The sequence below is a fragment of the Paenibacillus sp. DMB5 genome (assembly GCF_001517085.1).
Classification (GTDB): domain Bacteria; phylum Bacillota; class Bacilli; order Paenibacillales; family Paenibacillaceae; genus Paenibacillus_AQ.
The window spans coordinates 18,472-32,100 of sequence record NZ_LRAC01000010.1 but is presented as its reverse complement, the minus strand read 5'-3'; the positions used below and the strand labels follow the sequence as shown (position 1 = coordinate 32,100).

Sequence of the window (13,629 nt, the reverse complement as noted above, 5' to 3'; positions counted from 1 at the left end):
ATACTATAATGACAAAAGCATATCCACTCAAGTTTCAGCCGGAGTTCAAAGAACGCGTGTGGGGCGGCCGCGCCCTGGAGAAATTCGGTCTCGACCTGCCTGAAGGCCATATCGGAGAAGGCTGGATGATCGCTGACCATCCGAATGGCGTATCCACGGTAGTTAACGGCGAGCTGGCCGGCCAGGGCCTGGATCAGATCCGCGAACAATTCGGCAAAGAATGGTTCGGCAGCAAGGGCATCACCGGAGAGGACACCCGGTTCCCGCTGCTGATCAAGCTGCTGGACTGCAACGATAACCTGTCCGTACAGGTACACCCGACAGATGATTACGAGGGATTGCCGAAGGGCGAGCTGGGCAAAACAGAAATGTGGTATGTGCTCGACGCCAAACCCGGGGCCAAAATCATCTACGGCCTGAAGGAAAATGTCACCCGCGAAAGCCTGCAGGCTGCGCTGGAGAACGGCACCGTAATGGATACCATGCAGGAAATCACCGTTGCCGCGGGAGATGCCTTCTATATTCCGGCAGGTACTGTACACGCCCTCTGTGCCGGAGTCGTTGTGGCTGAAATCCAGCAGAACTCGGACACTACATACCGTATTTACGATTACGACCGCCCGGGTCTTGACGGTAAGCCGCGTGAGCTTCATATTGAGGACTCTCTGAATGTCACCGCTTATGAAGGCGCAGGCGCTACTTCCATGAAGACAGACAGCGCTGTTGCCGGAGAATGGCTGCAAATCGCCTCCTCCCCTTATTTCATCGTGGAAAAAGGGATCGTGAACGGCGAATGGAATCTCGCCACCACCCCGGACAGCTTCACCATTCTGGTCATCTGCGAAGGCAGAGGACATCTCACCTGGGAGGGCGGCTCACAGCCTTATGCCGCAGGTGAATGCTACCTGCTGCCGTCCACACTTGGCGCATACGGGATTGAAGGACACTCCACCGTACTCCGCTCTTATTTGCCATAGAATCGGCATCAGTGCGAACAGGTTACAAATAGAACGAATGGTTAAACACACATCGTGCCTATTTCGGATCTGTCCTGCACTAAGGATGGTATAGTTTAGCTTTCGAAGCAGCCTAGTATGGCATAATCTCGCAGCAGGATTGTTGACAACACTAAGCCTGTGCTTGCGGAACAGGTTCTGTCAGACGCTATCTCCGCGAAGGATTTTCTTATACAAAACTTTCAGGAGGACCATGCAATGAGGGAGAACAGCTTTACCATGACCGACCCTTTAGGTGTCAATATTCATGTCTATGTATGGCTGCCTGAGCCGGAGGCCCCGGTCAGGGGGATCGTGCAGATTGCCCACGGCATGTGCGAGACGGCTGCCCGTTATGCACGCTTTGCTTCGGCACTGACCGCTGCCGGATACGCCGTTTATGCCAATGATCACCGCGGCCACGGCAAAACGGCAGGCAAGGTCAATCTGCTCGGTGACACCGGCGAGAACGGCTTCTACTGGATGCGGCGCGATCTGGTGCAGCTTGCGAATATCGCCCGCTCCCGGCATGAAGGCCTGCCGGTGTTCCTGCTGGCCCACAGCATGGGCTCCTTTCTGGCCCAGAAGCTGATGTGCGAGGAAGGCAGCGATGTGTATGCCGGCTATATTCTCAGCGGCACCAACGGCCCCCGCAACATGCTCAAGGCCGGAGAATCGCTTGCCGCGCTGCAGCTGAGGCTTCAGGGTGAACGCCACCGTAGCGTGCTGCTAAACGGTATCGTATTTGGAGCCTACAACCGCTCCTTTTCGCCGATCCGGACCGCTTTTGACTGGCTGAGCAGTGATCCCCAGGAAGTGGACCGCTTCATCGCCGACCCGTTCTGCGGGGCCATCTGCACCACCCGCTTCTTCCGCGATTTCTTCCGGCTGCTGCGTGATATCCACTCTCAGGAAACGCTGCTTAAGCTCTGCAAGGATAAGCCGGTCTATCTGTTCTCCGGCGCCAAAGACCCGGTAGGCATGAACGGCCAGGGTGTACTGCGTCTGGCTGAACTCTACAAGGAGCAAGGCCTCAGTGATGTGGAATACCGCCTGTACCCGGAAGGACGGCATGAAATGCTGAACGAGGTCAACCACGCGGAGGTCACCGCAGATGTGCTGGATTGGCTGGTGCGCCACCTTCCGGCAGAGTCTCTCCTTCTTCAGCCGGCGGCGACCTGAACGCCCTAAAAATTGCTTAAAACAAAGAAGCCGTTCCTGAAGCCAGTTAATGGCTGGCAGGGACGGCTTTTGTGTTATGTGGGAGGCCCGTTATACTATTACTTCTGTTGCTATACGTTCAGCAGTCACTAATCTACCAGTAACGTATAATTTTTTATCAGTCACATTGCTCCGCCAGCAGGTTAAAGGTAAAAAACAGTAGTCATTCCTCTAACGGACTCAGACACACTAATTTAGGTTGATTGGCACCAATCTGTGGATTTCTGCCTGTGATAAGAAAATATGTGACCAAGAACTTGAGGCGGCTGTTCAGCCCGAAGGATCTTCCCAAGGGATAATCTGCAGCTCCGGCCACTTGGAGTGCCATTTCTCTGCCTTGCTGCGATATACCGCCTCACTAATCAGCGCCTTATTGGGTCTTATAGTCAGGCTGTATAGATCCTCCAGACCGAAGGGTGCGTAGATTCGCCATTCTCCGGACGGCTCAAGCCTGGCTCCAAGTGAGGTTACTGATGTCGGCCAGCTGTCTATGGCTGCTTCCAGGCTGGAGTATGGCTGAAGCCTGATTCCGAATTTGTCCTCATACCACAGATGGACGCGGGCCTGATTCTTAATATCCAGCGGAACAGGAACCCCGTTAAAATGCCTCCGCCCCTCAGCTATCTGAGCACTCTCCGTCTCAAAGCTTAGATCAGCCGGGTCAAAATAAACTAGATCAATATCGCTGATCCCATACTCTGCCGGGCGTCCGGTCAGCTGGTTCCACACGGTCTGTACAAGACAGCCTGCACCGACGTAATACGGCAGAGGCTCCAGAAACTGTGCCCTGCGGAAAACTTCCATCAGCAGCGGGCTCTCCGCGAACAGTCCGGTCAGAAGTTTAAGGTGCTGCTGCTCTTGTAGATTCGCCCCGTACACTTGCTGTGAAGCCGGAACCCCGTCAGCCACCTCTGCACCTCTCCCTCCAAATTAACTCAACGGCAAAGTATAATACTGCGAACGCTGGCTCTCATCCTGCTGATACAGCACGATCAGCAGAGTGCTTCCGCCCGTGTGCGCCGGAGCTTCAGCAACCGCAGCAGAAGGGTTGCTGCCCACGCTTCCGGCAATCCCGGCCGCTGCATTAAAGGCCGCTGCAATCCCAGAGCCCTCCGGCTGTGACATAACAGCAGCCGCACCGGTATCATCTGCAGCTTCGCCTGCTAATGCAGGTGAAACTAACTGCACTGCATCCGCCCGCAGTCCGCTGATCGAATCCAGCACAGGCTCAAGCCGGAACGGCAGTACCTCCAGCACCATGAACTTTTGCAGCTCACGTTCACTATATCCTGCTTCCGCCAGTGCTGCCGAGACCCGCTCCGGATGAGCGGCAATTTCCTTCATATGGCGCGCCCACTCCGGCTTGTCCAGCGCGTTGTCCCACCAGATTTTGCGTGGCTTGTACTTGTGGCCCAGGAAGTAATCCAGCTTCATCAGCCCTGTTATAATCTCCATCCCTGGCGTACCGCTGTCGGTCAGGAACGCATGCAGCCGGGTAAACAGATCCTCAAGCTGATGCCCGATCTTCTGCCAGCCCCGCTCCTCCCAGTAATCACCGAACGCCTGGAAGAAATCAAACGGCGACTCAAAAACATGGCGGATCAGGTACTTAACGGTATGATCCAGCCGATGGCTGTTCCAGTATTTCTCCAGTACATCCTCCAGCCGCTTCAGCCGGATAATATCGGCAAAGGACATGACATGCGAGCTGAGAATCTCATAAGGCGCATGCTCCATGTACGTATATTCGTATTTGGCAGCCTGGGCGCGCAGGCCGGTGCCGCGGAGCATTTTGAGAAAGCCCAGCTGCAGCTCCTCAGGCTCCATCACGAACACATCATTGAAGGTCTTGCGGAAGGTCGCGTAATCCTCCTGCGGCAGTCCGGCAATCAGATCCAGATGCTGGTCGATGTTGCCGCTGGCTTTGATTTTCATCACGGTACGGGACAGCTTGGTGAAATTCTGGCGGCGCTTGACCAACTCATTGGTCTCGTCGTTGGTCGACTGTACGCCGATTTCAAAGCGGAAGATACCCGGCGGCGCATTTTCGGACAGAAAATCCAGCACCTCCGGCCGCATAATGTCAGCCGTAATCTCGAACTGGAACACACAGCCCTGATGGTTGTCGATCAGGAACTGGAACATCTCCATCGCATAGCTGCGGTTGATGTTGAAGGTGCGGTCCAGGAACTTGATAACCTTGGCCCCGTTATTGATCAGATAGAGCAGATCCGACTTCACCCGCTCAATATCGTAATAGCGTACCCCGACCTCAATACTTGATAAGCAGAACTGGCAGTTAAACGGACAGCCCCGGCTGGTCTCAAAATAAACAATCCGCTTGCTGAGATCCGGCAGATCATCGGCGAACCGGTGCGGTGTCGGCAGGGTGTTGAGATCGCTTTTGGGACGCGGAGGGTTGACGATCAGCTCCTCGCCTTTGCGGTAAGCGGCCCCGTAGACAAAGTGAAACTTGCGCTCATCGCGCAGCTCCTGCAGCAGGTGATGGAAGGTCTCCTCCCCGTCCCCGTTTACGACAAAATCCACGCCGGGCTCGCGCTTCATCCAGTAGAGCGGCTCGTAGGATACCTCCGGCCCTCCCAGGACAATTTTAACTTCCGGCAGCACCTGTTTGAGGATACCGACCAGCTTAATGGTCTCTTCAATGTTCCATATATAACAGGAAAATCCGATCACGTCGGGCTTCTTCTGGAATAAGTCGGACACGATATTCATCGCAGGATCCTTGATGGTATATTCAGCCAGCATAATATCCGGGAATTCATGCTCACTGTATGCCTTTAGCAGGCGGATGGCCAGCGAGGTGTGGATATATTTGGCGTTTAATGTGGCCAGGACGATTCTCATGCCTTATAACCTTCTTTACATTTCATTTTGAAAAAACTCCAGAAACGGCTTGCCGTATTTCCGGTACTTCACTTCCCCGACACCCTTTACCCTCAGCATCTCCGCTTCGGTCTGCGGACAAACCACGCTCATCTCGCGCAGGGTGGCATCATTAAAAATAATGTAGGACGGCACATGCTCGCGTCCCGCCAGGTCGCGGCGGATCAGGCGCAGCTGCTCGAACACCGTCTCGTTGACGGCAGACGGTGAATGATCGTAGCCCCGGCTGCGGCTCCGCCCGGAGCCGGCTCCGCCGGTAACCAGCGGCCGGGCCACCCGCTGCTGCACCTGACGCTGGCCGCGCAGCACCTCGGCGGCCTGCGGCTGCAGCCGTACTACCGGATACTGGCCCTCCGACAGGGCCAGATACCCCTCCGAGATCAGCACATTGATGCTCTCGGTAATTTCCTTCTCCGTGCGGCTCGACATCGCCCCGTGGGTCGGCAGCTGCTCGAAGCCGTACTGCAGCACCTTCTGGTTGCGTGAGCCCTTTAGCACCGAGGCGACCAGTGCCACCCCGAAGCGCTCCCGCATCCGGTGGATGCAGGAGAAAATCTTCTGCGCATCCACGGTCATATCGGCCAGCTCACGCTCATCCGTGCAGTTGCTGCAGATCCCGCAGGGCTTGTCCCCGTGGTCTTCGCCGAAGTAGGCAAGCTGGGCACTGCGCAGGCAACGGGTCGTATAGCAGTAATCGATCATCTGCTGCAGCTTGCGGTATTCGTTCGCTTTGCGCTCAGGATCCTGGGGATTCTGCTCAATCAGGAACTTTTGGGTCATAATGTCCTGCGCGCTGAACAGCAGGATACACTCACTCGGCTCCCCGTCCCGGCCGGCGCGTCCGGCTTCCTGGACATAAGCCTCCATATTCTTCGGCATATTGTAGTGGATAACATAACGCACGTTGGATTTGTCGATCCCCATCCCGAAGGCATTGGTCGCCACCATGACGCGGATATCGTCATATAGGAACCCTTCCTGGCTGTCCGCCCGCTCCTGGTCGCTCATCCCGGCATGGTACCGTCCGGCGGCGATTCCTGAAGCCTGCAGCCGCTGGTACAGATCATCGACCTCTTTGCGGGTCGCCGCATATACAATCCCCGGCTGATGTGAATGGCTGGCGGTGTAATCAAGCACGTACTCGCGCTTGTTCTCCCCGCGCAGCACCGACATCGCCAGGTTATCCCGGCCGAGGCCGGTCATGAACACGCCCGGCTGGCGCAGGCGCAGCAGCCGGACCATGTCCTCCATAACCTCCGGCGTTGCCGTCGCTGTAAAAGCGGCCAGAATCGGCCGCTGCGGCAGCTCCTCAACGAACGGCGCCACCGCCAGATAGCTGGTGCGGAAGTCATGCCCCCATTGGGATACGCAGTGCGCTTCATCCACAGCCACGCAGGAAATAGAAAGGCCCGCCATTTCCAGGCGGAACCAGTCCAGCTCCAGCCGTTCAGGGGCAACATAGAGCAGCTTCAGCTCGCCCCGGCGTGCGGCGCGGATCCGCTCGTTCACTTCCTTGCCGCTCAGGGTGCTGTTAATATATGCGGCCGGAATACCGGCCGTAGTCAGGGCGTCCACCTGATCCTTCATCAGTGAAATCAGCGGTGAAATGACCAGGGTCAGCCCCGGCATCAGCAGCGCCGGAACCTGGTAACAGATCGATTTCCCCCCGCCGGTCGGCATAATGCCCAGGGTGTCGCCGCCTTCGAGCAGGTGCTGCACAATTTTTTTCTGGCCTTCCCGGAAGTCCGGATAGCCGTAATATTTCTGCAGTTCAGCCTGCGCCTGTTCCATAGTGGGTGCTTGCATTTTCATCGCTATCATAACTCCTAAAAGTTTTGTGAGAATAGACCTTCTTGTATCGCTTCACACGTGCAATTTCCTCTTACGGAAGCATCGGTTTGAGTCATTCTCTCTTTAGTTTACCGGGCATCCGGCCAATGAGCAACCGCAGAACAGACAAAAACCTTCTGTACAGACAGTCTGGCTGCAGTTCCTTCTTGGCTGTGCTTACATAAAATCGGCTGCAGCAAGCAAAACTCTATAGTGATCTTCTAAACTGCCATTCTAAAGGAGGCGGACGCTCTGCAAGGCTGGAAAGAAAAGTATGCTTCCTATATTAAAAAACAGCAGCCCGGCCCCCCGCAGGCTCCTGAAACAGACGTCCTGGGCCGCAGCCTTACAGATAATCTGGAGTATCTGCAGGCTCTGCTGGGTTCTAACGGCGATCTTGTAGCCCGTGACTTCCTGCTGTTCGGCCAATATGAGGCTGTGATGGTCTTCTTCTCGTCACTCGTTAACCAGGAGCAGATTCAAGAGCACATTCTGAAGCCGCTTATGACCCGCCCGGATGATCATCCCGGTGTACCGGAAAATCTTGACGGGATCATCCATTATGTCTGGAAAATAGCGGTGCAGGTGACCCAGGGCAGTTCGGAGCAAAAGCTGAGCAGCCTGCCGCCTGCAATTGTCAAAGGCAATCTGGTTCTGCTGATTGACGGCGTTTCTGAAGCCCTGCTGCTGGACATGCGGCAGATTGACATGCGCGGCGTAGACCAGCCGCAGACTGAGCAGGTCATCCGCGGGCCGCGGGAAGGTTATGTGGAAAAGCTGGAGAACAATCTCGCTCTGCTGCGTTACCGGCTGCAGAGTACAGATCTGCGGATCGAGATCAGTCCGCTCGGAAGCCGCACCCGGTCACGGGTTGCCCTGTGCTACCTGGACAGCATCGCTGATCCTCAGCTCGTGGCTGAAGCGATGCGCAGAATCTCCATTATTGATACCGACGGCATTATTGATGCCGGATATATTGAGCAGTTCATTGAAGATCAGCCCCTCTCCCCCTTTCCGCAGGTACAGAATACGGAGCGGCCGGACAAGACCGTTGCTGCACTTCTGGAGGGACGGGTGGCCATTCTTGTGGACGGCTCACCCTTCGCGCTTATTGTTCCGGCCCTGTTCAACCAGTTTTTCCAGACGGTCGACGACTACACCGAACGGTTCATCATGGGCAGCCTGATCCGGATCATCCGGCTGATCGCTTTGGCCAGCTCGCTGTTTTTCCCGGCCCTCTACGTTTCTGTAATCTCCTTCAACCCGGAGCTGATGCCGACGGACTTCGCTGTCGCCATCTCCGGAGGCCGGGCAGGCGTCCCGTTTCCCGCAGTACTGGAGGTGCTGATTATGGAGGTATCCATGGAGGTACTGCGTGAAGCCACCATCCGCCTGCCGCAGATGATCGGCGGAGCCTTGTCCATCGTCGGCGTGCTTGTCATCGGACAGGCTGCGGTAGCCGCCGGGCTCGCCAGCCCGATTACGGTAGTCATTGTAGCGCTGACCACCATAGGCTCGTTCGCCACTCCGGCCTATAATGCAGCGATTGCCCTGCGGATGCTGAGATTTCCGCTGATTCTGTTGGCCGGCATGTTCGGTCTGTACGGGGTTATGATAGGCACCATTCTCATCATCAACCATCTGCTGTTCCTGGATTCCTTCGGCGTACCGTATATGTCCCCGTTTATTCCAGGCAAATGGCGTGACTGGAAGGATGCGCTGGTGCGGGTCCCTTTGTGGTGGATGCGCCGCCGTCCCAGCTTTTTGCATGTCCGGGACACCACAAGGCTTCCGGAAGCTGTTCCAGATATGTACGAAGACCAGATTCTCCAGCAGGGAGGTGAAGCGGATGAACCCTACCCGTCAGATCACGACACTGCGGGCCGCCGCCGTAATCGGTAGCACGATTATTGGTGTGGGCATCCTCAGCTTTCCGCGGTACATGGCTGTTGCCGGGGGGAGCAGCGCTCCATTTGTAGCTTTTAGCGGTATCGTCATCTCTATTGCCTGCTTCTGGCTGCTGGCTTCATTATGCCGGCGGTTTCCCCGGGAATCCCTGTTTGTCTTCAGCGGGCGTCTGATCGGGAAGCCGCTCTCTTATATATTCACTGTGCTGATTCTGCTGATTTTCATTCTGCTGACTGGACTGACAGCGCGCCAGTTCGGGGATGTGGCAACCACCGTGCTTTTTAAAAAGACACCTATTGAAGCAACCGTATTTCTAATGCTGCTGATCTGCCAGCTGTCCTCCAGAAGGGATATCGTTAAGTTTACGTATATTCATTTCTTCTACTTGCCGCTGATTATCGGCCCGATTCTGTTTATCACACTGATCTCGATGCGCAATATGGATCTGCTCAATCTGCAGCCGGTGCTGGTGATGCCCTCTGCAGCGTTTTGGAGAGGTGCGGTGGAAGCCAGCTTCCTGTTTCAGACCTCTTTTATCATAGTGGTGCTGGTTCCCTATATGCAAAGCCGAAGCAGGCCGTGCGGGCCGGCGTTCTCGCCATCGCTGTAACCGGCCTCATCTACCTGCTGATTGTTGTTGCCGCCATCGGGCTGTTCGGGTCGGAAGAAACGAAGCTGATGATCTATCCGACCCTGGAATCCGCACGCTCGGCTGTAGTAGGCGAAGGATTTCTGGAGCGGCTGGATGCCATTTTTATAGTACTGTGGGTGATTTCAGTCTTCACCACCCTCTACAGCACCTATTATCTCGCAGCCTGCCTGCTGCAGCAGATGTTTGCTTTCCGGGATCAGCGGATGAGCTCCACGCTTATTCTGCCGTTTACATTTATAATAGCTGCCTTTCCCGCGAACGTATTCGAGACTTATTCCTGGTCCCTTGCCTTGGGGGCCGGCTCCATGATCATTCTGTCTCTGTATCTTTTCATGCTCTGGAGCATGTACCTGATCCGCCGTACCCGAAAGCGCGGTGCAGCCCGATGAAGTCCGTCCGTATGCTTTGTTCCGCTGTAGCGGCTCTGGCTGTCCTCACTCTGCTGCTGACAGGCTGCTGGGACCAGGTGGAAATTGAGGACCGTGCACTCGTTCTCGGCCTGTCCATTGATGCAGCTACACCTGAAGAAATGGCGACAGAAGAGCAGGTAACCCATCTAGACAATATGAAGCTTCCAGGGCATGCCATCAGCGTTACAGCGCAGATTGCCGTACCGGGGCGGGTCCCCCTCGGTCCGGGAGGCGGCAGCTCCAGTGACGGTGGCAAGGCCAGTCCGGTGTGGGTGGTTACTGTAACGGGCCACACGCTGGATGACGCAATGGACAATCTGCAGCAGCAGATTGCCGATCCCCGTTATCTTGTGCATCTGCGGGTCATCGTGATCAGTGAGACGATCGCCCGCGGCAATCTGGATGAGCTGAATGACTATCTGCGCCGCAATCCGGAAATCCGGCGCAGAACCTGGCTGCTCGTCTCCGAGGGCAGAGCTTCCCGCTTCATGGACGTCGATCCGCCCTTGCAGCGGGTGCCAACCCTGTACATTCTTTCTATGATGGAAAAAGCGGTAGCCGCGGGCAAATTCCCCCCTGATTATCTCGGGCAGTTCTGGTCAGCGGACTCCAAATGGGGGCAAAGCGCTTATCTGCCTTTCGTCGCTCTCCGCGACAAAGAGAATATTCTAATTGAAGGTCTGGCTTACTTCAGCGGCAACCGGGTGGTCAATACGACAAAGCCGCTTGAAATCGGCGCCTTTATGGCATTAAAGGGCATGGACCCCGGCGGATACTCCACCCTGTTCAAGACCAGGGAGTATGGAAGTGTAATTATCAAAATCAACCGGCGTTTCACCAAGACCAGCAGTTCAATCAGGGACGGCAAGCCATATATGAAATACGAGCTATACTTTGAAGGGGATCTGGACGAGAACTTTGACAGTAAAAAGCCGGTCAACTCCTCGGCCGCCCTCCATACGATTGAGCAGGAATTCAATACACAGATCCGGGGAGTAGTCAGCAATCTTGTCGGGCGCACCCAAAAGGACCACTCGGATATTTTCGGTATGGGCGAGCTGATCCGCGCCCGGCATCCGGGCTACTGGAAGCAGCATATCCACGAAAAAAAGGACTGGGAAGAGCTCTATGGCGGAATAAAGGTGGACGTTTCACTTCATGTGCATCTGCAGAGGGTAGGACTGAAAAGCAGATAAAATTCGCTTTTTAAAGGAGGGCTCCTGATGATCCGCTTGATGGCCTGCACCGCTATGGTGCTGCTGTTCTGCGCGCTGGTACTATTGTCTGTGGACCGGAATATCTACCGGACCAGCGGCTGGGCAAGGGAATCGAGATATGCAGCTGTACTCGGCTGGACTTGTACAGGAGCAGCCGGGTTCATTCTATTCGGTCTGCTGATTTATCTGTAGCGTTTATTCTACGGCCCTGCGCCGGTTCCGTAGTATTTCTGCAGCAGCCGTGGTATATTGAGGAGTACTCTATTACAGGACGGAGAATGTGCCCATGAACACAAGAAGAAATCCTAAGGAAGCGTCCAGACGGGGCGCGGGGCCAGGTGCCTCCTCCCAGGCCAAACCACAGTCAAAACAGGGTGCAAGAACCCGTTCCCATAAACCGGGCGGCAAGCCTGGTCCGGCAGCCAGAGCAAAGGCTGCCCCATCGGTCAAAAGCTATACCGTATCAGAACCGGCCGAGCTCCTGCCGTTTCTGCTGGACACGCTCAGCGGGCGCGGACGCAATTCTGTTAAGTCCCTGCTGTCCCGCGGGCAGGTATCCGTGGACGGCAAGGCCGTTACGAAGCATAACTATCCGCTGCAGCCAGGTCAGACCGTGGCCATCGACCTGGAGAAGCAGGTGCAGGCCAAGGAGATGGCCGGCCTGACCATCGTCCATGAGGATGATGATCTGATTGTCATCCAGAAGGATGCCGGCCTGCTGTCGATCGCCACCGGTGATGAAAATGAACAGACAGCATACCGCCAGCTGATGGAGCATGTACGCCTTGGCAATCCGCGTAACCGCATATTTGTGGTGCACCGGCTGGACCGCGACACCTCCGGTATCATGATGTTCGCCAAAAGCGAAGCGGTGCAGCAGAAGCTGCAGAACAATTGGAAGGACATGGTCAAGGAACGTTCATACGTGGCGCTTGTGGAAGGAGCCGTCAAAAAAGCCGAAGGCACCGTCAGCTCCTGGCTGAAGGAAACCTCCACGCTCAAAATGTACTCCAGCCCGCATGAAGGCGAGGGCCAGCATGCTGTGACCCATTATAAGCTGATCCAGGCGAACCGCCATTTCTCCCTGCTGGAAGTGCGCCTTGAGACCGGACGTAAAAATCAGATCCGTGTCCACATGGCCGACATCGGCCATCCGATCGCCGGAGATAAGAAATACGGCGCTGAAACCAAGGCAGTCGGCCGGCTCGGCCTGCATGCCCGGGTGCTCTCCTTCATACACCCGACAACCGGCGAGCTGTTGACCTTCGAGAGTCCGATTCCGAAGACATTTCTGAAGTACACCGCACCTGCGCCTGCGAATTAAGGATAAATCCGGCTGGCGGAAGAGCATGATAAATGAACATCAAAGCACAATAAGGGGGTGTACCGGCACATATGCACGGGACACCCCCTTATCCATACTCTGCCGCCGGCCGGAACATTTCCGCTCTCTTTTGCGTCATGATACAATAAAAAGAAAAAACGTAAGAAGGTGCGTCCTTGTTCCACCCCACTGTTTTTGACAACATCAAGATTGCCTTTGAAAACCAGCTGTACGACTATGATAATCTCGATGGCATCCTGATGATTAAGGGTCGCACCGACATACTCAACCTGGCCGTAATGTCCAGAGAATTCACGCTAGCCTTCAAGCTTACGGACGGATTCAAGGTGACCTCTGAGGTCGTCCTCCTCTCCTCCGTGAAGGAGCTCAGCGATGAAATCCTGGAAACACCGGGCAGCAATCCCGGCTGCAGCCTGCTGCTCCGCTTCTATATGGAAGTTACCGACCCTCCTATCCAGTGCCCGGCGGTTGAACGCATTCTGACCGGCATTTGGGGGCCAGAGCTGAAGCCCGAGCAATCACTCAGCTTCCGCTATGGCGGAGAAGAACAGATTTACAACAACTGCATCCAGCTCACCTTCAAACGGCAGATCACCGAGGAGCAGATGGAGGATATTCCGAACCTGCTGGCCCATCTGCTGCAGAGTGCGGAAGAGCTGGAGAACGTATAAACTGACAACGGGGTGAACCGGCTATGAGATTTTTGCCAACCGCCAAAAGCAACACCTGGTTTCGCTGGATGGCCGTATACGGCCTTCTGTTCTGGACAGTGCTTCTTATTTACCGCTTTGCGGTGCTCGCTGAACCCTTTGATCTGATGATTGCCCTGCGATTCGGCCTGCTCGCACTGGTGGTGTCCGTTCTAATTAATCTGCTTGGCTGGCTCGGAGGAAGGCTGGTCTGGTGCCTGTCCACGGCCGGACTGATCACCGGACTGGTTCTGATGTTCAGCTATACGTACAGGGATATGTCCGGCTGGGAGGATCTGGCGGGCTTTCTCACTTTCGTAATGTTCACACTGGGCGGTTTTGCGCTGGGGCTCATTGCAGAAGGAATCTATTACCTGGTTAAGCGCAGGCGTAACGGCTGAAGCAGGCTTTTAACATACCCGCATTCGCTTCTGTTTCAGAGGATTCCAAGATGA

The 13,629-nt window shown here is 55.5% G+C and carries 13 protein-coding genes; 10 read left to right on the top strand and 3 right to left on the bottom strand.

What is annotated here, in order from left to right; translation table 11 throughout:
• The first annotated feature begins 8 nt into the window (after positions 1-8).
• Together AWJ19_RS01995 and AWJ19_RS01990 are read left to right on the top strand one after the other, a co-directional pair.
• Positions 9-977, top strand: a complete 969-nt coding sequence (locus AWJ19_RS01995; protein WP_068721081.1) for a type I phosphomannose isomerase catalytic subunit — start codon at positions 9-11, stop codon at positions 975-977.
• A gap of 237 nt (positions 978-1,214) precedes the next feature.
• Positions 1,215-2,177, top strand: coding sequence for an alpha/beta hydrolase (locus AWJ19_RS01990; RefSeq protein ID WP_068721079.1), 963 nt, complete (start codon positions 1,215-1,217; stop codon positions 2,175-2,177).
• Positions 2,178-2,486: 309 nt separating this feature from the next.
• Here AWJ19_RS01990 and AWJ19_RS01985 read toward each other — a convergent pair whose 3' ends face one another.
• From AWJ19_RS01985 to recQ, 3 genes are read right to left on the bottom strand one after another with little or no spacing between them, the layout of a single operon-like run.
• Entirely contained in the window at positions 2,487-3,125 is a 639-nt protein-coding gene (locus AWJ19_RS01985; RefSeq protein ID WP_241781564.1) for a nucleotidyltransferase family protein, read from the bottom strand.
• A gap of 21 nt (positions 3,126-3,146) precedes the next feature.
• Positions 3,147-5,084 carry a B12-binding domain-containing radical SAM protein gene (locus tag AWJ19_RS01980; protein ID WP_068721077.1) on the bottom strand — a complete coding sequence of 646 codons (1,938 nt, stop codon included), beginning with the start codon at positions 5,082-5,084 and terminating at the stop codon, positions 3,147-3,149.
• 15 nt (positions 5,085-5,099) lie between these two features.
• Positions 5,100-6,935: a DNA helicase RecQ gene (gene recQ / locus AWJ19_RS01975; protein WP_068721075.1), complete on the bottom strand. Its 1,836-nt coding sequence runs from the start codon at positions 6,933-6,935 to the stop codon at positions 5,100-5,102.
• Positions 6,936-7,238: 303 nt separating this feature from the next.
• Between recQ and AWJ19_RS01965 the strand changes: the two genes are divergently transcribed.
• The 8 genes from AWJ19_RS01965 to AWJ19_RS01935 all read left to right on the top strand — a co-directional run bounded on the left by AWJ19_RS01965 (position 7,239) and on the right by AWJ19_RS01935 (position 13,575).
• Complete coding sequence (locus AWJ19_RS01965) at positions 7,239-8,855, top strand: spore germination protein (RefSeq protein ID WP_347231079.1); 1,617 nt, start codon at positions 7,239-7,241, stop codon at positions 8,853-8,855.
• Positions 8,803-9,471, top strand: a complete 669-nt coding sequence (locus AWJ19_RS33790; protein WP_157889921.1) for a GerAB/ArcD/ProY family transporter — start codon at positions 8,803-8,805, stop codon at positions 9,469-9,471. Before AWJ19_RS01965 ends, AWJ19_RS33790 begins: the two co-directional genes overlap by 53 nt.
• Positions 9,441-9,902, top strand: a complete 462-nt coding sequence (locus AWJ19_RS33785) for a GerAB/ArcD/ProY family transporter (RefSeq protein ID WP_157889920.1) — start codon at positions 9,441-9,443, stop codon at positions 9,900-9,902. The genes AWJ19_RS33790 and AWJ19_RS33785 overlap by 31 nt, the downstream gene beginning before the upstream one ends.
• Complete coding sequence (locus AWJ19_RS01955) at positions 9,899-11,119, top strand: Ger(x)C family spore germination protein (RefSeq protein WP_068721069.1); 1,221 nt, start codon at positions 9,899-9,901, stop codon at positions 11,117-11,119. The genes AWJ19_RS33785 and AWJ19_RS01955 overlap by 4 nt, the downstream gene beginning before the upstream one ends.
• Positions 11,120-11,146: 27 nt before the next feature.
• A complete protein-coding gene (locus AWJ19_RS01950) occupies positions 11,147-11,332 on the top strand; it encodes a CLC_0170 family protein (protein ID WP_068721067.1) in 186 nt (61 codons plus the stop codon).
• Between the two features lie 94 nt (positions 11,333-11,426).
• The gene (locus AWJ19_RS01945) at positions 11,427-12,464 is read left to right on the top strand and encodes an RluA family pseudouridine synthase (RefSeq protein WP_068721065.1); all 1,038 of its coding nucleotides are present in this window, start codon (positions 11,427-11,429) and stop codon (positions 12,462-12,464) included.
• 176 nt (positions 12,465-12,640) lie between these two features.
• The gene (locus AWJ19_RS01940; RefSeq protein ID WP_068721063.1) at positions 12,641-13,156 is read left to right on the top strand and encodes a hypothetical protein; all 516 of its coding nucleotides are present in this window, start codon (positions 12,641-12,643) and stop codon (positions 13,154-13,156) included.
• 23 nt (positions 13,157-13,179) lie between these two features.
• Complete coding sequence (locus tag AWJ19_RS01935) at positions 13,180-13,575, top strand: hypothetical protein (RefSeq protein WP_068721061.1); 396 nt, start codon at positions 13,180-13,182, stop codon at positions 13,573-13,575.
• Positions 13,576-13,629 lie beyond the last annotated feature (54 nt).

Coding starts and splice junctions, on each gene's coding strand:
- AWJ19_RS01995 (WP_068721081.1), top strand. CDS start 9: ATGACAAAAGCATATCCACTCAAGTTTCAGCCGGAGTTCAAAGAACGC.
- AWJ19_RS01990 (WP_068721079.1), top strand. CDS start 1,215: ATGAGGGAGAACAGCTTTACCATGACCGACCCTTTAGGTGTCAATATT.
- AWJ19_RS01980 (WP_068721077.1), bottom strand. CDS start 5,084: ATGAGAATCGTCCTGGCCACATTAAACGCCAAATATATCCACACCTCG.
- recQ (WP_068721075.1), bottom strand. CDS start 6,935: ATGAAAATGCAAGCACCCACTATGGAACAGGCGCAGGCTGAACTGCAG.
- AWJ19_RS33790 (WP_157889921.1), top strand. CDS start 8,803: ATGAACCCTACCCGTCAGATCACGACACTGCGGGCCGCCGCCGTAATC.
- AWJ19_RS01955 (WP_068721069.1), top strand. CDS start 9,899: ATGAAGTCCGTCCGTATGCTTTGTTCCGCTGTAGCGGCTCTGGCTGTC.
- AWJ19_RS01950 (WP_068721067.1), top strand. CDS start 11,147: ATGATCCGCTTGATGGCCTGCACCGCTATGGTGCTGCTGTTCTGCGCG.
- AWJ19_RS01945 (WP_068721065.1), top strand. CDS start 11,427: ATGAACACAAGAAGAAATCCTAAGGAAGCGTCCAGACGGGGCGCGGGG.
- AWJ19_RS01935 (WP_068721061.1), top strand. CDS start 13,180: ATGAGATTTTTGCCAACCGCCAAAAGCAACACCTGGTTTCGCTGGATG.